The 22,454-nt window shown below is 42.0% G+C and carries 3 protein-coding genes; all 3 read left to right on the top strand.

The window, feature by feature from the left end:
• Positions 1–8 precede the first annotated feature (8 nt).
• The 3 genes from F6K37_RS10555 to F6K37_RS10545 all read left to right on the top strand — a co-directional run bounded on the left by F6K37_RS10555 (position 9) and on the right by F6K37_RS10545 (position 21,798).
• Positions 9–12,425 (top strand): type I polyketide synthase, encoded by a 12,417-nt coding sequence (locus tag F6K37_RS10555; protein ID WP_287250004.1) that lies wholly within the window; start codon positions 9–11, stop codon positions 12,423–12,425.
• Between the two features lie 4 nt (positions 12,426–12,429).
• Positions 12,430–20,037, top strand: coding sequence for a type I polyketide synthase (locus F6K37_RS10550; protein ID WP_287250002.1), 7,608 nt, complete (start codon positions 12,430–12,432; stop codon positions 20,035–20,037).
• Between the two features lie 429 nt (positions 20,038–20,466).
• On the top strand, positions 20,467–21,798 hold the full coding sequence (locus tag F6K37_RS10545; protein WP_287250000.1) for a lipase family protein: 1,332 nt from the start codon (positions 20,467–20,469) through the stop codon (positions 21,796–21,798).
• The last annotated feature ends 656 nt before the right edge of the window (positions 21,799–22,454 follow it).

Here is a 22,454-nt window from a genome sequence, read left to right as displayed (position 1 = left end):
TACTAAAAATTAACGCTCCTAAGGGGGCATTGACAGCAGAAATTAGAGATATTATATCTCAAAATAAGACCGAATTATTGCGGCTGATTCAGCAAAAAAGCCACAATTTTAGTGCTCAATCTATACCTTTAATTTCTGTTAATAGAAATGAACATTTTACTCTATCCTATCAACAGGAACGTCTTTGGTCTGTAAATCAGTTAATTCCAGATAGTGCAGCACTCAATATATCTCAAACAATACGGCTCGAAGGTTTAATAGATATTCAAGTTTTGCAAGAAAGCTTAAATAAAATTGTTAGTCGCCATGAAATTATCAGAACAAGTTTCGCCTTAAAAGAAGGCTCCTTGGTTCAGGTACCTATTCCTGAGCTAGATATAAGTATTTCCGTTGAAAATTATCATGGTTTAAGCACAAATGAAATAACAGATGTTATTGAAGAAAATATTGCACAAGAATCTCTAAAAAACTTTGATTTATCTCAAGCTCCACTATTCAGTTTCAAACTGCTACAGTTCAGTGATACAGATGCAGTATTAATATTAGTGTTTCATCATATTATTATCGATGTCTTATCAATTCATTTATTAATTAGGGAACTCCTAACTTTATATGATTACTCTCTGGATAAAAAACACTCTCCCTTAACGGGATTAGATATTCAATATGGCGATTATGCTGTTTGGCAGCGACAATGGTTACAGGGAGAGGTATTAGAAAAAGGATTAAATTTTTGGAAAAAACAATTAGCTGGTGTTTCTACTTTATATCCAGTACCAGTTGATAATTTTCAATTATCTCCAGGATTTAAAGGTATACAAAAAACTTTTAATATACCTAATACTACATTGACTGCAGTTCAACAGTTAAGTAGTCAATATAGTATTACTCCTGTAGTTTTATTTCTTTCAGTATTCTATGTATTGATATTTAAATACTCGCTAAAACAGGATATTGTCCTTAGCTTTCCAGTGTCAGGCAGGGTGCATCACAAACTTAAATCTGCCATCGGTTTTTTTGCCGATATTATCTTACTGCGTGCAAAGATTGATGATAATTTGACCTTCAAACAATTACTATACAAAGTTAAAGAAATTACCCTAGAAGCTTATGCGAACCAACATATTCCTCTAAATTATGTAGCGGAATTTATTGACGCTCAAACCTATCAACAATACAGAAGCTTGTTTCAGATTTTATTTGATTATATTGACATCGACGATGATAAAAATAATCAAAAATATTCTAATTTTAGTATCTCAAATACAATAGATGGTAAATTGCCTACAGACATAGATTTATTCTTTGCTTTGTTAAAGGATAATCAAGAGTTGAAGGGGTTATTTACTTACAATGCTAATTTGTTTGAGGAAGATACTATTACAGCTTTAATAGAATCTTATTTGTTGATTATAGAACAATGTCTTCATTTTCCAGAGACTAAAGTTAATGAATTGAAATTGTCAGAAAATCTGAAGGTTCGTCAAGTAGATATCCACAGTCAGTCAAGAAAAAAAGCTCTGGTAGAAACTGCATTAAAATCTATTCCCGAAGTGCAGGACTATGCTATTTTAACCAGGGATAATCAACAGGTTGCTTATGTGGTTGTTTCAGGTAATTTTTCTATAGAGAAAATAAATTCATACCTACAGCATCATTTATCTCCTGACTTGCTACCTTGTGCTTATGTGCCCATATCTGCCTTACCTCGGACAGAATCAGGGCAAGTAAACGAAGCAGTTTTAGGTACTTTAGAAGTTATTGACTCAGATTTGATCGCCCGTTGGGAAGAAAAACTGCGATCGCACCCACAAATAGAACAAGCAGCAGTAGTTGTCCAACCCCATAAAACCAAAGCAACCCCACCAGTTCATCTATTAGATCTAGTTCCAGAAGCATCTATCACTGGTATGTTCTCTGCAACAACAACAGAAGTTCCGTCCCTTGAAAAAGTTGCATCTCAACCAGAAAATCTGACACCAGTTGTACCCGCATTCAGTGATGGTGGTTCATTAACAATTCCAGATGATGCACCTTTAACCTTAACTGAAGCACTAATTCAAACAGCAACTCGATGTCAACAAAAAGAAATAGTCTATATCCTTTCCCATAAAAAACAAGTCTCCCAAACCTATAGTAGTTTACTGGCAGAAGCTAAATGCACTTTAAATGGTTTGCGTCATCAAGGTTTAAAAGCAGGAGACCGAATCATACTGCAAATCGAATGCCTGCGAGATTATTTTCCAGCACTCTGGGGATGTATTCTGGGTGGAATTCAACCAATAACCGTAGCTGTAGCCAAAACTTATAAACAACCAAATGCTGTAGTCAAAAAGTTATACAATACCTGGGAATTACTGGAACATCCACCAATATTAGCTAGTGAATCCCTGCTCGAGCCACTGCAAAATCTTCAACAGTTACTCCCACTCTCAGGAGTGCAAGTTTTCTCGGTACAAAGGATGATAAATTATCCACCTACCGAAGAAATTCACCATAGTCAACCTGATGATGTCGCATTCTTACAATTAACTTCAGGCAGCACAGGAGTACCTAAATGTATTCAAGAAACTCACCAAGGTATTGTCACCCATATCCATGCTGCTCAACAATTTAATGGATATCAGGAAGAAGATGTTTCCCTCAATTGGTTGCCAGTAGATCATGTCGCTCCCATCCTCACCTGTCACTTCAAAGATACTTATCTAGGTTGTCAGCAAATTGAAGTGGCAACAGATGTGGTGTTAGCTAACCCCATTGTCTGGTTAGATTTACTAGAAAAGTATCGAGTTTCCCATACCTGGACACCCAATTTTGGATTCAAGTTAGTAAGTGATGCTCTATCAAAAGTCTCTCATTTAAGTTGGGATTTGTCTTCGGTGAAATTCTTCATGAATGCAGGAGAACAAGTAACTCCTAAAGTAGTACGAGAATTTCTAAGGTTAGTGGCTCCCTTTGGAGTACCTTCCCAAGCCATGCAGCCAGCTTTTGGCATGGCAGAAGTTTGTACCGCCATCACTTATCAAAATCAGTTTGATTTTGAATCAGCTATCCATCGCATCCGAAAATTCTCCATAGGAGGACAGTTGATTAAAGGGGAGGCAACTGATACAGATGTAATAGAATTTACAGATGTAGGTGCTCCCGTACCAGGAGTTCAAATTCGCATTACCGATGAGAACAATAAACTCTTACCAGAAGGTGTGATTGGTCGATGTCAAATCAAGGGCAAGGTAGTAACTCCTGGTTACTTGAATAATCCTCAAGCTAACTCAGAAGCATTTGTAGGAGATGGCTGGTTTAATAGTGGTGATTTAGGTTTTATCATTGATGGAAAACTGGTATTAACAGGTCGAGTAAAAGAGCTAATTATTATTAATGGAGTTAACTATTATTGCTACGAGATTGAGGATATCGTTAATAACATTGAGGGAGTAGAACCGGCTTTTGCGGGAGCAGTTAGTTTCTCTCAACCAGAGACAGGGACAGAAGGGCTAGCAATTTTCTTCACACCGAAACAGCTACAACTAGAGTCTAACATTGAATTAATCAAAACTATTCAGCGAGAAGTATCATCTCAACTAGGCATTACTCCCACTTATGTAATACCCATATCGGGTGCAGAGTTTCCCAAGACAACAAGCGGTAAAATTCAACGGGTAAGACTGAAACGGATGCTGGAAGGTGGGGAATGTCAAGAAGCAATCAAAGCGATTGATATTCAATTGGCAAATAACCGGACAATTCCCAACTGGTTTTACAAAAAATATTGGCTACTTAAAGAAGCTATTGTTTCCCCTTATCCTCAGCAGGTAGGTCTAACTTTAGTCTTTGTTGACTGCTTAGGATTAGGAGATTTTTTGTCAAATAAATTAGATAAATACGATCAACCTTGTATCCAAGTTGATTTTGGTTCAGGCTTTGCTCAAGGGAATGATCGCCACTATACTATAGTTCCGGGAAATAGACAGCATTATCGAAAGCTATTTGAGTCCATAGCAGTCAAAAAAACACCAATTTCGCGGATCTTACATTTAGGTCACTACCAGGATTACACCGAAGAAGTTGCGGACATAGAAAGCCTAGAAAAATCACATTACCAAGGACTTTTTAGTTTACTACACTTAGTTCAAGCCCTAGAGCAAGTTCAAGGTACACAACATCAGGTACAGTTACTTTTTATCAGCAGTTACATTCAGTCAGTCCAACCTACAGACAATATAGCTTATGAAAAAGCCACGGTATTAGGCTTACTCCAAACCATTCCCCAGGAAATGCCTTGGTTAAGCTGTACTCATATAGATTTACCAGTAGCAGAGGTAGAGGTAAATGGGAATTACATTTGGCAAGAACTCTGTAGTGTTTTCAATGAACTAGAGATAGAAATAGCTTACAGAGATGGAAAACGCCTCGTTTCAGGCCTAGGGGCAGTGGATTTGGCATCAGAATCGCAACAAGAACTACCCTTGAAAAAGGGAGGTATTTACCTAATCAGTGGCGGTCTCGGAGGAATCGGGGTAGAAATTGCCAAGTATATTTTAGAGCATTACCAAGCAAGGCTGATATTGGTAGGTCGAACAGACATAGAGCAACCAAACAATGGGAAGCCAACCCAGGAAGAAAGAGATAAGCTCTCGGAAAAAATGCTGGCGTACCAAAAGTTGCAGCAACTGCCAGGGGAAGTAGTATATCAAGCAGTAGATATCTGTAATTTAGGACAGCTACAACAGGTAGTAGCTCAGGCAGTATCTCAATTGGGTGGAGGTCAACTAGATGGAGTTATTCATCTGGCAGGAATGTACCACGAACAACTCTTGTCATCGGAAACTCAAGACAGTATGAGTGCATTGCTGCGTCCAAAAGTTTTAGGAACTTGGGTGTTGGATCAGCTGCTCAAAGATAATGCTAATGCTTTGTTTATCCATTTCTCATCTATATATGGTTTCTTTGGTGCTACAGCTATAGCTGCCTATTCAGCAGCTAATAGTTTTCAAACAGCTTTCTGTGATCGCCAAAAAGCTCAGGGTAAGAAGCAAGTCTATTGTTTGGCTTGGAGTATCTGGGATGAAAAGGGTATGAGTCGTGGTTACCAAATCAAGGAACTCAGCCGTCTCAAAGGTTACCATGTTATAAAACCATCACAAGGAATATATTCTTTATTGGCAGCTCTGTGTCATCATCACAATAATCTGATAGTGGGTTTGGATCAGAGTAATCTACAGATACAGCGCTTGAGCAGGGATTGTCATAGTTTACAACAGTTAACTGCTTATTTTTCTGCTAAAACAACAGAGTTTCCTGTTCGTCAGTTGCAAGAGTTGGAGGTGCGCGATCGCTTTGGAACTCTTAGCCAAATAATGCCTTCCGCTTTTGTTCAATTAGAAGCACTCCCATTAACACCTGATGGCCAAATAAACCGTAAAAGGTTGCGAGAACCTGACAAAAGTACTACCTCTCAAAATGAAACCGAGCAAAAAATCGCTGGTATTTGGCAAGAGGTTATTCAGATAGAAGAAGTCGGAATTTACGATAATTTCTTTGAACTGGGCGGAACCTCAATACTCCTAATACAGGTTCACAGCAAATTGCAAGAAATATTTGATATCAAGTTGAAAATTGTTGACCTGCTTGCCCACCCAAATGTACATTCATTAAGTCAATTTATTACGGGCAATGGTGAAGCCCAATCAAGTAAAAAGCGCCAAGTTAAGCCGTTAAAGAAACCTCAGGATGATAATGATGTTGCGATAATTGGAATGTCGGGACGTTTTCCCGGTGCGAAAAATATAGAAGAATTTTGGGATAATCTGAAAAATGGTGTGGAATCTATCTCCTATTTATCAGATCAACAGTTGGGAGAATCTGGAGTCGGGACTGATTTACTTAATAATCCTAACTATGTCAAAGTTAATGGTCTGATTTCAGACATCGATCTGTTTGATGCTAACTTCTTTAACTACAGTCCAAGAGAAGCCAAAACAATAGACCCGCAACAAAGGCTTTTCCTAGAATCTGCTTGGGAAGCAATAGAGAGTAGTGGTTATAATCCAGAGACTTATGACGGTTCCATAGGGGTTTATGCTGGCGGTGCGATGCCTACTTACTTAATGTCTCACCTTGACGATCAAAGTTTTATAGTGCTAAGTAATCGCTCCTTTGAACAAATGATTGGGAATGACAAAGATTACCTAGCAACACGCGCTGCTTACAAATTGAATCTCACCGGACCAGCAATAAATGTTCAAACAGCTTGCTCCACTTCATTAGTTGCAGTTCATCTGGCTTGCAAAAGCTTACTCAATGGGGAATGTAATATGGCACTTGCAGGTGGTGTCTCCATCAAGATTCCCCAAGAGGTCGGATACTTATATCAAGAGGGAATGATTGCATCTCCTGATGGTCACTGTCGAGCTTTTGATGCCAGAGCTCGGGGGACAGTTTTTGGTAGTGGTGTTGGAGTTGTATTGCTCAAAAGACTCCAAGATGCAATAGCAGATGGAGATTGTATTCATGCTGTGATCAAGGGTTCAGCCATTAATAATGATGGTTCCTTAAAATTAGGCTACACTGCACCTAGTGTGGAAGGTCAAGCAGCAGTTATTTTAGAAGCTCAAGCTGTTGCTGGAGTAGGTGCAGAGACGATCACATATGTAGAAGCTCATGGCACTGGTACAGAGTTAGGAGACCCAATTGAAATTGAAGCTTTAACAAGATCATTTTCTCAGCACACTCAGAAAAAGCAATTTTGCGCCGTAGGTTCCCTGAAAACTAATGTGGGGCACTTGAATACAGCAGCAGGGGTAGCAGGATTGATTAAAACTGTGCTGGCTATCAAGCACGGATTAATACCTCCTAGTCTGAACTTTGAGCAACCTAATCCTCAGATTGATTTTGCCAATAGTCCGTTTTACGTCAATACCACTCTGTCTCAATGGAAAAGCAATGGCTCTCCCCGTCGAGCAGGAATTAGTTGTTTTGGTGTAGGAGGAACTAATGCTCATGTAGTATTGCAGGAAGCTCCTATTCAAGTTAAAAGTCAAAAGTCAAAAGTTACCAGTGAGGATGATATAGAACGATCGCTCCATATATTAACTTTGTCTGGGAAAACGGAAAAAGCTCTCGAAGATTTAGTCGGTCGTTATCATCATCACCTAGACACCAATCCAGAATTGGATATAGCAAATGTTTGTTACACTGCCAATACAGGAAGGGTTCACTTTAACCACCGACTAGCAGTTGTAGGTTCAAGCCAAGCAGAATTGCTCGAAAAGCTGCTCCAATTCCAAGCAGAAAATGAAGTAGCAGGAATCTTCTCAGGGGAATTACCTAAAAAGCTTACTTCAAGAAAAGTAGCTTTCCTGTTTACCGGTCAAGGTTCTCAGTATGTCAACATGGCAAGAAAGCTATATGAACAAGCACCTGTATTCCGAGAAGCACTCGACCAATGTCACAAAATTCTCAGTAGTACAGAAACATTCCAGGAAACTTCCTTACTAGAAATTCTCTATCCAGTAGACAAAGATCACTCCAGTTCATCTCTGCTAGACCAAACAGCTTATACCCAACCAGCCCTATTTGCCATTGAATATGCCCTGTTTAAGTTATGGCAATCCTGGGGCATAAACCCAGATGTAGTCATGGGGCATAGTGTGGGGGAATATGTAGCAGCAACCGTAGCAGGAGTATTTAGTTTAGAAGAAGGTCTGAAACTAATTGCGACTAGGGCAAGGTTGATGCAACAGTTGCCCTGTGGTGGTGAGATGGTTTCAGTGATGGCTAACGAGTCAAAAGTCCGTGAACTGATTACCCCCTACACAGAAAAAGTAGCGATTGCTGCTATTAATGGTCCATTAAGTATAGTGATTTCCGGAGCCAGTGAAGATATTGGTGCTATTTGTGACAAATTAGAAGCTGAGGGAATCAAGACCAAAAGGCTACAGGTATCTCACGCTTTCCATTCACCATTGATGGAACCAATGTTGGCAGAATTTGAAACTGTAGCCAATCAAATCACCTACCATCAACCCAAAATACCAGTAATATCCAATGTCACAGGATTTCAAGCCGACAAGACCATTGCCACAGCCAAGTATTGGGTAAATCATGTTCTAGAACCAGTCAGGTTTGCCCAAAGTATGGAGACCTTGCACCAACAAGGGTATGAAATCTTCCTAGAAATCGGACCGAAACCAATTTTATTAGGGATGGGGCGGCAGTGTCTGCCAGAAGAATTCGGTGTGTGGTTACCGTCGTTACGGGAAGGAGTAGAAGAATGGCAAGAAATACTTTCTAGTTTAGGAAAGTTATATGTAGCCGGAGTCAAGGTAGATTGGTCAGGGTTTGACCGAGAGTATGCTCGTCAAAAGGTAGTGTTACCTACTTATCCATTCCAACGAGAACGGTATTGGATAGAAAGTAATAAGAGTAACCGCAAAAAACCGTATTTATCAACCGAAAAAAATCTCCACCCCTTATTGGGTAAAAGGTTCTATTGTGCCGGTCAGCCACAACAAGTTCAATTTGAATCTTTATTAGCAGAAGATGAACCAGCCTACCTCAAGCACCATCGAGTATTTGGCCAGGCGCTATTCCCCACAACGGCCTATCTAGAAATAGCTCTAGCTGCAGGAGTAAACCGCTTTAAAACTGATAATCTAGTAGTAGAAGACCTAGTCATCCCAACCGGATTGATTTTACCAGAAGGAGAAATAAAAACAGTTCAGACTATACTAACTCCATCAGAAAACCAAACCTACCAATGGCAAGTATTTACTCAACAGCAACAGCCGAACCAAGAAGAACCCCAGTGGATACTTCATGCCAATGGAAAAATTCGAGCCGCAGAAATGGACAATGGTGTGGCTACTTTTGACCTAGAAAAATACTTGACCGAGTGTAGTCAACCCATAGAAATCCCAGACCATTATCAACACTATCGACAAAGAGGAATTGAGTACGGAAACAGTTTCCAAGGAATCCAACAGCTGTGGAAGGGGTCAAACCAAGCCCTAGGTAAGATTGAGTTATCCCCAGATTTACTCCCAGAAGTCACAGACTATCAGTTCCATCCCGCTTTATTAGATGGGGCGCTACAGGTGCTGATCCATGCACTACCCCAAACCAACACCAACCAAACTTATCTACCCATCGGAATCGAGCAATTCAAAGTATATAGTCGTCCGGGGCTGTCTGTATGGGCAATTGCCTCAGTGACCATTGAAACTCAAGAAAATTGGACAGCTCAACTCACCCTGGTCAATGAAAAAGGCGAAATCCTGGCCACCCTATTTGGCTTACAAGTCAAACTAGCTACCCCTGAAAGCTTACTAGGAACTGAAGCATTTGCCCTGAGCAATTGTCTGTACGAAGTCCAATGGCAACACAAAGGTCGTTTTGGGCGATTACTACCTCCGACTTATCTGCCCTCTCTAGTGGAAATTAGTCAAAAACTCAAGCCAACCCTTGATCAATTAAGTTCTCAAACAGATAATGATAACTATGGTCAACTCTTAACGGAGTTAGATAAATTGAGTGTGGAGTTTGTCTTACAAGCTTTTCGGGAAATGGGTTGGTCTTACCCTGTCGGAAAAAACTTTAGTGCCATCGAAGCGATACAACAAATAAGAATCGTACCAAGCCATCACCGACTATTCAGCCGTCTGCTAGAAATGTTAGGGGAAGTCGGCATCCTCAAGAAAACTGAAGAGCAATGGCAAGTACAGCAAGAATTAGGAGAAACCAACCCCACAGAAAAAACCAAGACGCTACTAAGTCAATATCCCCAAGCTCAAGCCGAACTCACCCTGCTCAACCGTTGTGCCTCCCCATTGAGTGCCGTACTCAGAGGAGCGATAGACCCAGTACAATTAGTATTTCCGGAAGGGGATTTAACGACTGCTACCCAACTCTATCAAGACTCGACCGGGGCGAAGGTGATGAATAGCTTAGTGGAGAAAGCGATCGCCACTGCCTTGGAAAAGTTACCACCACAGCGAGGAGTGAGACTATTAGAAATAGGTGCAGGGACAGGAGGAACAACTAGCTATATTCTGCCTCATCTACCACCGGACCAAAGCGAATATGTCTTCACGGATATTGGTACTTTATTTACAGCCATTGCCCAAGAGAAATTCCGGGATTATCCCTTTGTTAGCTACCAAACCCTCGACATAGAACAAGACCCAACTGCACAAGGATTTATTGCCCATCAATACGACCTAATTATCGCGGCTAATGTCCTGCACGCCACCACCTCCTTAGAGCAAACTCTATGCCATGTTCGGCAATTATTAGCCCCTGGGGGAATCTTGGTGTTGTTAGAGGCAACAACTCGTCAGGGATGGGTAGACTTAATCTTCGGACTCTTAGAAGGATGGTGGAAATTCCAAGATCTAGAATTACGAGGGGACTATCCACTGCTAAGTAGAAGCAAATGGAAACAATTGCTCAGGGAAACAGGTTTTACCGAAGTGGTTACTCTACCAGAGACTGATGGAGTCCCTACAGTTTTGTCCCAGCAAGCAGTGATTATTGCTCAACTAGAAGAAACCACCATAGAGAAGACATCATCAGAACCCAAGGGTTGGTTAATACTAGCAGACCAACAGGGAATTGCCCAAAAAGTAGCTACTCAACTGCGCTCATCCGGACAAGTGTGTACCTTGGTATTTGCTGGGGAAAAATATCAACAAATCGCCGCCGAAGAAATTACCATCAACCCCCACAACCCAGAGGAATTTAAGCAACTGGTAGCTCACCTAAAAGCCCAATTACCTTCCTTATATGGAGTAGTGCAATGTTGGACCACCGAAGCCGGAATTGGTAAAAACATCAGCTCTCAGGAGTTAGAAAACTTATCTCAACTAGGGTGTGGCACCACATTATCCTTGGTGCAGGCATTAGTCAAAGCAGAATTCTCCTCACCGCCACGATTATGGTTAGTCACTCAAGGAGCCCAACCAGTACCTGAAACGGCTGCGCTCATACCAGGAGTAGTACAATCTTCCGTGTGGGGACTAGCAAAAGTGATTAGCTTAGAACACCCAGAACTCAACTGTGTGCGAATTGATTTAGACCCCCAGGACACTCTAGAGCATCAAGCATGGGAACTGTTCTCAGAAATTTGGTCAGAGGATAAGGAAGACCAGGTGGCTTTGCGAGGAAAGACTCGTTATGTGCCTCGTTTAGTGAGTAGTCGTCAAGCTCAAGCAGAAGTGTCTTTGAGCTTCCGGGACGATGCGTCCTACTTAATTACAGGAGGTTTAGGAGGAATAGGTTTACTAGTTGCCCGTTGGATGGTAGAACGAGGAGCCAAACATTTAGTATTGCTCGGACGCAGTTCCCCAGACGAGACGGCACGAAAAAAATTAACTGAATTAGAACAAACTGGAGCCTTTGTAGTAGTAGAAAAAGCTGATGTGTCTGATCTTGAATCAATGACAAGGGTGATGTCCAACATCGAGCAGTCCAACCTACCATTAGCAGGAGTAATTCATTCGGCAGGAATGTTATCTGATGGAATCCTCCAAAACCAGAATTGGTCTAGCTTTGAAAAAGTGATGGCTCCCAAAGTCCAAGGGGCTTGGCATTTGCATCAATTAACCAAAAACCAGCCAATGGACTTTTTTGTCCTGTTTTCTTCTGCCGCTTCTTTGTTTGGTTCTCCCGGTCAGGGAAATCATGCTGCAGCTAATGCCTTTCTGGATGGTTTAGCCCATTATCGTCGAGGTCTGGGGTTGTCAGGATTGAGCATTCATTGGGGTGCAGTATCTCAAGTGGGAGTAGCAGCTGAGCGTAGTGCAGATCTGGCAGAGCTAAAAGGCATGGGTGTGATCTATCCGATTCAGGTATTAGAGTCACTGGAGCTATTGATGAGTAGTTCAAATGTGGAGGTTGGGGTAGTACCTATTAAGTGGTCGGCGTGGCAAGACCGAGTTGCACAATGGCTATTTTTATCAGATTGGCATCAAACCACCCACGCTTATGACCATACTTTTGAATCCTTGAAATGCTCGCTTTTACAACAGTTGAAAACAGCGGTACCCAGTGAACGACGAGAAATTTTAGTTGCTCATGTTCGTCGTCAAGTAGCTGAGGTATTGGGCTTAAATTCATCTCAACAGGTTGATTTAAAACAAGGATTTTTTGACTTAGGAATGGATTCCTTAATGGCTGTGGAGTTCAGGAATCGTTTGCAGAAAAGTTTAGAATGTGATTTACCCTCTACTTTAACTTTTAAATATCCGGATTTGGCAGCATTGATAGATTATCTGACTACTGAGGTGTTTGCCAACTATTTTTCGGTTACCTTAGAGGATAAAGAGAAGAAAGTACAGGAAGAAACTTCGTCATCATCTCGTTTTCAAGAAATGTCTGAAGATGAGATGGCCAAATTACTTGCTCAAAAAATAGAAGATTTGGAATAAAAAAATGATGAAAGAAAGTAGCCGAAGTATTGACTATAAACCCTTAATGGAAAAGGCTCTTATCAAGCTAGAAGCTTTGGAGTCTAAATTGAAGGATTTAGAGTATAAAAAAAATGAACCTATAGCTATTCTTGGTATGGGATGTCGCTTTCCTGGAGAAGCAAAAACTCCCGAACAGTTTTGGCATCTTTTACGTAATGGAGTGGATGCTATAACTGAAGTTCCACTAGACCGCTGGAATATCGATGAATACTATGACCCTGATCCAGAAACTCCTGGCAAAGTTTACACAAGAAATGCTGGATTTTTACATGATATAGATAAGTTTGATCCAGGGTTCTTTGGCATTTCTCCCAGAGAAGCTCTTAGCCTTGACCCTCAGCAGCGTTTACTGTTAGAGGTGAGTTGGGAAGCATTAGAACATGCTGGAATTGTGCCCCAAAACTTGAAAAATAGCCAGACAGGAATTTTTTTTGGTATCACACAAACCGAATATAGCAGATTGCGATTAGCAGACTCCAATTACCATGAACAGCTGAGTATCTATGATGGCACAGGAAACGGTTTGTCTTTTGCATCAGGACGACTTTCCTTTTTTCTAGGGTCACAAGGCCCCAATATGGCTATTGATACTGTCTGTTCTTCTTCTTTAGTAGCAGTACACCTAGCTTGTCAGAGCTTACGAACTACCGAGTCTAATTTAGCTATAGCTGGAGGTGTCAACCTCAATCTCTTTCCAGAAGGAACAATCTTTTTGTCGAGAGCTAAAGCTCTTTCCCCAGATGGCAGATGCAAGACTTTTGATGCTAGTGCAGACGGGTTTAGCCGTAGTGAGGGTTGTGGCATAGTTGTCCTGAAGCGCCTATCGGATGCGATCGCAGATGGAGACAAAATTTGGGCTGTGATTCGAGGTTCAGCTGTTAACCATGATGGACCTAGTAGTGGGTTAACTGTACCTAATCAAATGGCTCAGGAGAAATTAATTCATCAAGCCCTTACCAATGCTAAGGTAGAGCCAACGGAAATTAATTATATTGAAGCTCACGGTACTGGTACATCTCTCGGAGATCCGATCGAGGTGGGAGCTTTGGCATCTGTATTATGCCCCAATCGTAGTCGGTCTAATCCCTTAGTGATTGGTAGTGTAAAAACTAACCTCGGTCATCTAGAGGCAGCAGCGGGAATAGTAGGTCTGATTAAAGTAGTGCTGTCCCTACATTACCAGGAAATACCACCTCATTTGCATTTTTCTACCCCAAATGCCCACATCCCTTGGGATAAGTTTCCTCTGGTAGTTCCTACTTCACCAACACCTTGGTCTCGTGGAGAGAAACCCAGAATTGCAGGGGTTAGTTCCTTTGGAATGAGTGGGACTAATGCCCATGTAGTGTTGGAAGAAGCACCAATTCAAGTCAAGAGCCAAACCCCCCTTATCAAGGATTGTTTAGAGCGTCCTGTTCATTTATTAACCCTGTCAGCAAAAACTCCAAAAGCTCTGGAAGATTTAGTTAATAGTTATCATAATCATATAGACAATCATATAGAAGATGCGATCGCAGACATTTGTTATAGTGCCAACACAGGGCGCTCGCACTTCAACCATCGCCTAGCCCTGATCGTCTCTAACCAACAGGAATTAGCTGAAAAACTGCTTCACCACCAAGGGGTCGAAGCGGTAGCAGGATTATTTTCTGGACAACTTCCCAGCAATACCAGTTCACCATTAGTAGCCTTTCTCTTCACAGGACAAGGTTCCCAGTATATCAACATGGGACAGCAATTGTATGAGCAAGCCCCAGTATTCGCAGCAGCTATCGACGCATGTGACCAAATTCTGGGTTCAGAGTTGGAACATCCACTGCTAAAGGTGCTATATCTAGCAGACAAAGATCACTCCAGTTCATCCCTACTAGATCAAACCGCTTATACCCAACCAGCTCTATTTGCTATAGAATATGCCCTATTTAAGTTATGGCGATCCTGGGGCATTAAACCAGATGTAGTCATGGGTCACAGTGTCGGAGAATATGTAGCAGCAACAGTAGCAGGAGTATTTAGTTTAGAAGACGGGCTAAAACTAATTGCAGCCAGGGGCAGGTTAATGCAACAATTACCTGCTGGTGGTGAGATGGTATCACTGATGGCCTCAGAGTCGAAAGTCCAAGAAACGTTGAATGGAATGTCCCTGGCACAGAAAGTAACCATTGCAGCAATCAACGGACCAGAAAGCATAGTAATTTCAGGGGAATCTGTGGCAGTAAGAACTCTTGTCAGCCGCCTAGAATCAGTTGGCATTAAAACCAAACAACTACAGGTATCCCATGCTTTCCACTCCCCTCTGATGGCACCAATGTTGGCAGAATTTGAAGCAGTAGCCCATCAAATCACCTACCATCAACCGACTATTCCACTAATATCAAATATTACAGGAGTTCGAGCCGACAAGACCATTGCCACAGCCAAGTATTGGGTAAATCATGTGTTAGAACCAGTCAGGTTTGCCCAAAGTATGGAGACCTTGCACCAGCAAGGCTATGAAATCTTCCTAGAAATCGGACCGAAACCAATTTTATTAGGCATGGGGCGGCAGTGTCTCCCAGCAGAATTCGGTGTGTGGTTACCATCGTTGCGGGAGGGAGTAGAAGAATGGCAGCAGATGCTGTCTAGTTTAGGACAGTTATATGTGCAGGGAGTCAAGGTAGATTGGTCAGGGTTTGACCGTGATTATGTTCGTAAAAAGGTAGTGCTACCGACATATCCATTCCAACGACAACGCTATTGGATTGACACAACTAATCAGGCTAACTCAATTCCTATTGCCTCAGTCAAACTTCATCCTCTAATCGACAAAAAATTCCAATCTCCTTTATCGCAAGAGAGCTTTTTCGAGTCATACTTTAGTACTGAAGCCCTCCCCTTTATATCAGACCACCGCGTTTATGAACAAGTTGTGGTAGCTGGTGCTTGCTATATTTCTCTTGTATTAGCAGCGGCTTCTTTAAGCTTTACCACTCAGGGATATCAATTAGAAGAAATTGTCATTCCTCAACCCCTAGTCCTCACAGAAAAAAAAGAACGAACTGTTCAGGTAGCCTTAACTCCCCAAGGAAAAGATCACGCCTTCCAAGTGATTAGTTTTGATGGTGCTACAGACTTGCTAACTGTTGGCACTTCAGACACAAATCAAAGTAGAGGTGCTTGGGCAGTTCATGCAACTGGAAAACTTACACTTAATTATGATATCCCCTCAAGGGTCTTGTTAGAAGAGATTCAAGGGCGCTGTAGGCAAGAAATAGCTCCTCAAGAAATTTACCAAGCTATTTGGGATAAACACCTTCAATTAAGAGAGAGTTTTCAGTGGATTACTCAGGTATGGCTAGGAGAAGCCGAGGTTTTATGCCAAATGACATTGCCAAAAATCCTAGGAGATGTCACCGACTATCAATTACACCCAACTTTGATTGATGCGTGCTTTCAATCCTTATCAGCCCTGACTCTAACACTAACAGTAGATGGGGATGAAACCTTTGTTATTTTTAGCATTGAAAAATTCACGTTTTACCGTGCTTGGGAACAGAGCCAGCTTTGGTGTCATACTACAGTACGAGGGGGTCAACTATCTTCAGCACAAATCCTAAAAGCAGATATAGAGTTATTTGACGAGGGGGGAGAACTCATTGCTCAGATAAATGGGCTTGAAGTCAGGAAAGCAAATGCTCAACTGTTATTGCCAACTCTCCCATCGAAAATTAAGGATTGTTTCTACGAAGTGGAATGGCGACCCAAAGCTCGCTTGGGTGGTTTTTCATTAGTGGTAACTGTGCCAGAGACTCAACAGAATTCAGAGGTGGTTTCTCAACAGGCCCTCATCGTTGCCCAAGCTGAGGAAACCTTAACCACTGCCACTCGATCAGAGTCCCGAAATTGGTTGATTTTAGCAGACATTGAGCAAGTAGCTCAACACTTAGCCCATCAACTGCGTGCTCAAGGAGAAAGATGTACCTTAGTCTATGCAGGAGAAACCTATCAACAAGTCACAGCAGAAGAATTTAGGATTAATCCCCATCAACCAGAAGACTATCAGCGACTGGTGCAAAAAATAACCGCCGACTCAACCAGTTTAGATGGGGTTATCCAGTGCTGGAGTTTGGAAGTAGGAGACCAGAAAAACTTAAGTGGGCAAGAATTAGAACGATTATCCCAGATTGGTTGTGGAACCACCTTATCCTTAGTACAGGCATTAGTGAAAGCCGACTTATCCCAACCCCCCAGATTATGGATAGTTACCCAAGGCGCTCAACCTGTCCCTCCAAAGAATCCAGTGGTTTCCGGTGTGGCTCAAGCTTCGGTGTGGGGGATGGGAAAAGTAATCAGTTTGGAACACCCGGAACTTAAGTGTGTTCGCATCGATTTAGACCCCAATCAAAGCTTTTTGGATAAAGCCGAAGCATTATGGGCAGAAATTTGGTCACAAGAGCCAGAAGATCAAGTTGCTCTCAGAGAAGACACTCGTTATGTCCCAAGGTTAATACCAACTAGTCAGGCAATAGCAACAGAAACACAACTGTTGAAAATGCCATCCCAGCCATTCCGACTGACAATTACACAGAGGGGTACCCTCGAAAATTTAACCCTAGAACCAACACCAAGACGTTCACCCGCACCAGGAGAAGTAGAGATTAGAGTTCTCGCCACAGGACTTAATTTTAGGGATGTTCTGATCGCCTTGGATATTTATCCAGGAAGGGCAGTAATGGGAGGGGATTGTGCCGGTGAAATTGTAGCAGTCGGAGAAGGAGTAGAAAACTTCAAAATTGGCGAGCCAGTAATAGCTATGGCTCCAGGAAGTTTCAGCCAATATGTCACTCTCAGTGCTACAATTGTCGCTCCCAAACCAGATTTTCTCAGCTTTGAGCAAGCTGCCGCCATTCCAGCTAATTTCTTAACTGCCTATTACGCACTGCACCATGTAGCCAAAATCACACCAGGAGACAAAATTTTAATCCATGCTGCTGCAGGAGGGACGGGAATGGCGGCAGTACAAATTGCACAGCAAGCTGGAGCTGAAGTTTTTGCTACTGCTAGTTCTCCGAAGTGGGAAGCTTTAAAAGCTATGGGAGTTAAACAGATCATGAATTCCCGTACCTTAGAGTTTGCTGCCGAGATCATGGATAAAACACAAGGAAAGGGGGTAGATATTGTCCTTAACTCTCTGACTTCTGGAGAATTTATTGCTAAAAGTGTATCGGTTGTAAGTCCTCAAGGTCGTTTTGTAGAAATTGCCAAGCGGGGAGTTTGGGAATCAACTGAGATGGCAACTCTCAGGTCAGATATCTCTTATTCAGTGCTTGATTTAGCTAAAGTATCTCAAGACAAACCTCAATTAATCAAGTCTCTGTTAGAGGAACTGATTGACAAGTTCAACAAGGGCTTGCTCAAATTACCTCCCTTGACAGTTTTCTCGATGGAAGAAGTAGTCAGCGCCTTTCGTTATATGCAGCAAGCCAAACATATTGGCAAAATTATCGTTACTCAAACCGGACAACCAACCGATACCGCCACCGAAATGCCGTTGAACTTCCCAGAAGACGGAACTTACTTGATTACTGGTGGTTTAGGAGGATTAGGATTAGTCATAGCTCGTTGGATGGTAGAGCAAGGAGCCAAGCATTTAGTCTTAGTAGGACGCAGTAGCCCCAAAGAATTTGCCCAGAATCAATTAACAGAGCTAAAAAAAGCGGGAGCCAATCTAGTAATCGAGAAAGCCGATGTGTCTTCCCTTGAACAAATGACTAAAGTGGTCACTAAAATTGAGCAATCTTTACCGCCTCTCACCGGAGTTATCCATTGTGCTGCTGTATTAGAAGATGGAGTCTTGCAACAGCAAAACTGGTCTAACTTTACTAAGGTAATGAACCCGAAAGTGCAGGGAGCATGGCATCTACATCAGTTAACCCAAAATCAGCCCTTAGACTTCTTTATCTTATTTTCTTCTGCTGCTTCTTTATTTGGTTCCCCTGGTCAAAGTAACTATGCTGCGGCTAATGCTTTTCTGGATGGCTTAGCCTATTACCGTCGTACCATAGGATTACCTGGTTTGAGTATCAATTGGGGAGCTGTATCTAAGGTAGGACTAGCTGTTGAAACTGGTGCAGATAGTAGAGCAAGACAAAAAGGAATTAATCCGATATCTCCTTCTCAAGTGTTAGAAGCCTTGGATTTATTAATAAGTATTTCAGCGGTAGAAGTTGGGGTAGTACCAATTGAGTGGAATCAATTTTTAACCCAATTCCCTAATGGAGTAAAACTACCCTTTTTAGAGGGGTTTACTGCTACCCAAAAAGCGGCAACAGAGCTAAAACAGGATAAAATTATATCTCAACTAGAAGTTGCTTCAAAAAGTGAACGGCAAACTATCTTATCAAGTCACCTTCAATCTGAAATTGCTACGGTGTTAGGAATGGGAGACATGACCATTGACCTACAACAGCCTTTAACTACAATGGGACTGGATTCCTTGATGGCTTTAGAATTGCGTAATCGAGTTAAAAGTAAGTTGGGTGTAGATATCCCTATTGTGCAGTTGGTAGAGGGAATTAGTATTGCTGATTTAGGAACAGAAATTAATCAGCAACTAACTTTAAGGAATAATGCCATCAATCAAAAGTCAGAAATGAAATTAGCTGCTCCGGAAGACCTTTCCCAAGCAGATCATCAAAATACCCCTCAGGCTACGATTGAATCACCAACAACAATTTCCGAGCCTAGTGATTCTCCATCTGACTTATTCCCCTGTCTCATTCCTATACAACCAGAAGGTAATAAATCTCCTTTCTTCTGCCTTCCTCCTATAGCAGGAGTTGTTTTTCCCTATTTTGAGTTAGCACGTCTTCTAGGAAAAGACCGACCGTTTTACGGAGTTCAATCCCTAGGGTTTATGGAAAATGAAAACCCCTTAACTAGTATCGAGGAAATGGCGTCTTACTATATTAAAGCGATCAGGACAGTTCAACCTGATGGTCCTTATTACTTAGGGGGCTGGTCTTTGGGCGTTTTGATTGCTTTTGAAATGGCCAGACAGTTAGAAGAACTTGGGGAAGTGACTGCTCGTCTTATTTTGATTGATTTGCCCCCCAATTCAACGAGTAAACTAACTAAGTTGTATGTTGGCTTTCAGTTTTTACTCACACAAGCCTTGCCTCAAATTTGGCCCTATGTCTATGATTATGTTAAAATCCCAAACCAAGCTAACGTCAGGGTATTTTATCAAGATGGTTTACCATCTATACAGTCAGAAAATCAACCCCAAACCGCTGGTAAAGTCTTAAAGAGAATCAACTCTCTTATTCGTTCTGGTCGTCCATTGCTTCGAGTTATACAAGGGAATAGCCAGGCGCTATTTGGTTATACTCCTAAGCACTATACTGGTAAAATTACTTTATTACGAACCAGCAAAGCTTGGAATTCAAATCCTCAAGACCCCACCTTAGGTTGGAGTCAGTTCTCGACTCAGGAGGTAGAAACTCATCTTATTCCCGGTCATCACCTTAATCTACTCCGGCAACCCCATGTTAAGGTGTTAGCTAAAAAGCTAAATAATTTGCTTAAGTAAGATATATAGCAATTCTGATCACGAGTGAGATAAACAGCATTTTTTCTTACTACCCCCCTCCCCGCGCCAGAGCCCTCATCAGGGTAGCTTTTTAACAAAGACGTGACTGTGGGGTGTGGGGTGTGGGGTGTGCGGTTTGGGTGCATCTCAAAGTTGAAAATCAATGTCTTGATGCAAAGCGCGAGTGGGGGAAACCACGCCAGTTGATCATCGGGGAGGGGCTGCGTGGGTCACCTGCGAAGACCTTGAAAGCCCCGTGGGAACCCCCAAGACCTCGCTGCATCGCTACTCCCTACTGCCATTAACCCAGCACAAAAGTCCCTGACCCAATTGAGAACTGCTATATATTTAACCTACAGCAAACTGCTATAATTTTACGGCTCAAAAAAGTGTGCCAAGATCTGAATAAGCTCAGGAGGTCAATAAACTATGAATATGCCCCAGAATATCAAAAGTGGTTTTAGCTTTCATGAAGCCATATTAATGACCAAATTTTGCCAGCAAATCTACTCGGTATACCAGTATGATGATGGGAATGTCAACGACATAGAAATTCAAGAAATCTACAATTCCCTTTACCGCTCTCAAGACTGGAAATTTGTCCACAGCATCCGCAATGATGAAAGCAATGTGCGTGGATTTATTGCCAAAAAAACAACTGGTCATCAGTATACCGTGGTTTTCCGAGGCTCAATCGTGACCGATCGCGGGGCTTTTGAACTAACAGACCTGGTATCTGACTTTGACTGGGATTTAGTCAACTACGGTTCTGTCACTGATAAAAGAATTAAAGTGGTTAAAGGATTTTTGGAAGCCTCTGAATCCGTTTGTGATCAACTCGAAATCTTTTTTAAGACCTTACTAGGTAAGCTTAGACCCAAAGATTTTGACAAGATGCACCAGATGACTTATGAAAGGCAGTTTGCCTGCATCACAGCCATCGCCGATGCTGGAGCAATTCGACTCGGTAATGATTTTGAGCTCGCAGCCAGAGCACTGATTGAGGAAGCAGTGGCAGATGAGGAACTGGGTAATGATGACGAGCTAACAGACATTTTAGATTTTCAACAAAGTAGGGTGCTAGCACTCGAAGAACTCAAGGAGCCAGTGGAAGTTTATGTCACTGGTCATAGTTTAGGGGGGTCCTTAGCCTTCCTGGGTGCTAATGCTTTGCGGCGTTACTTTGGTTCGGCTGTTATGCTCAAAGTCTACACGATTGGCGCACCAAAAGTAGGGAATGAGTCATTTGCCAACTACTACGAGCGACAAATCGGTAAGGGGCTGACCCATCGCGTGGAAAATTTATTGGATATAGCTCCTAGTATGCCACTTCCGCCACCCTTCCCCTTAAATATGTTGGCTGGGAATGGTTTGCGAGTTGGGAACTTGTACCTATCAAACTGTAGTCCTGTTGGAGAGTTACACACTGTGATGGGGCTGGGTTCCCAGGGTGTGTCTGTGGATTTTGGCGGAGCTGTAGAATTCTTGGGTGGCATTCCGTTTCCCCACGGTAGTGATGCCTATTTGCAGTTACTTGAGGAAGACCACCAACGTTGGCAACAATTGTGGCGACCCATACGAAATATTGTGGAAAACTTTATGAACGAGCTTCTCGAAGAACAAACTCAGGCTATTAAAGAGGAGCTGGATCAGGTAAAAAAAGAAATTCAAGGATTAAAGAACCATTATAATGGGAAAGTAGAAGGGAAAGATGGCAAGCCTGCAGAGGTAACAACGGTTACAGGCGATTCACCAAATTGATCTAAAATCAAGTTAAGTGGCTTCTTTAGGGATTAGGCAATGGTTAATGGTTTATGGTTAATGGCAATTTAAAATTTAATATTTTCATTGATGTCTTTTGCCTTTTGTCTTAATCACCAGTTTATCGGGTTTATAGCGTTTCTCGTACTTATGAGGTACAGTCAATTTTATTCCCCCCTTCCGCGCGGCAGGGGGGCAAGGGGGGATTCCTACCTCACAAGGGTAGGTTTGTGAACATTGGGGCGAGTATGTACTTTCATTGCGTAGAAACTCCTCAAAATATGTATCAAAATATACAATAATTTCCGGGATAATTCTCCCCATCTCTCCATTTCCCGATCTGAGGATCTAGCGATGCAGTCGCTCATGGGAGAAACCCCCTAAGACGTAACCGCCGGATTGGGGTGCCTTATTTCATATAACTGAAAATTCTTACTCTAAACCTATCGACTAGTTTGGCTCCCCTCTCCTTACGGTAATTCATTATTACGTGCTGCATCGCTATTTCATGTAACTTAAAATTATTACTCTAAACCTATCAACTAGTTTGGCTGCCCGGGAGCAGGTCTGGCGTTGCAGAACAAAAGTACTATGTACCATTAGAGCTTGGCTTTTACCCATGGGCTATAGATAATGTACAAATATTCGGGCATTTG

This window comes from Moorena sp. SIO4E2 (assembly GCF_010671945.1).
Taxonomy (GTDB): domain Bacteria; phylum Cyanobacteriota; class Cyanobacteriia; order Cyanobacteriales; family Coleofasciculaceae; genus Moorena; species Moorena producens.
Note: the sequence above shows the minus strand (reverse complement) of the source record. Positions and strands in the feature narration are given on the sequence as shown.

What these genes read in the sequence shown, in the direction of transcription:
- F6K37_RS10550 (WP_287250002.1), top strand. Translation starts at nt 12,430, where the DNA reads ATGATGAAAGAAAGTAGCCGAAGTATTGACTATAAACCCTTAATGGAA.
- F6K37_RS10545 (WP_287250000.1), top strand. Translation starts at nt 20,467, where the DNA reads ATGAATATGCCCCAGAATATCAAAAGTGGTTTTAGCTTTCATGAAGCC.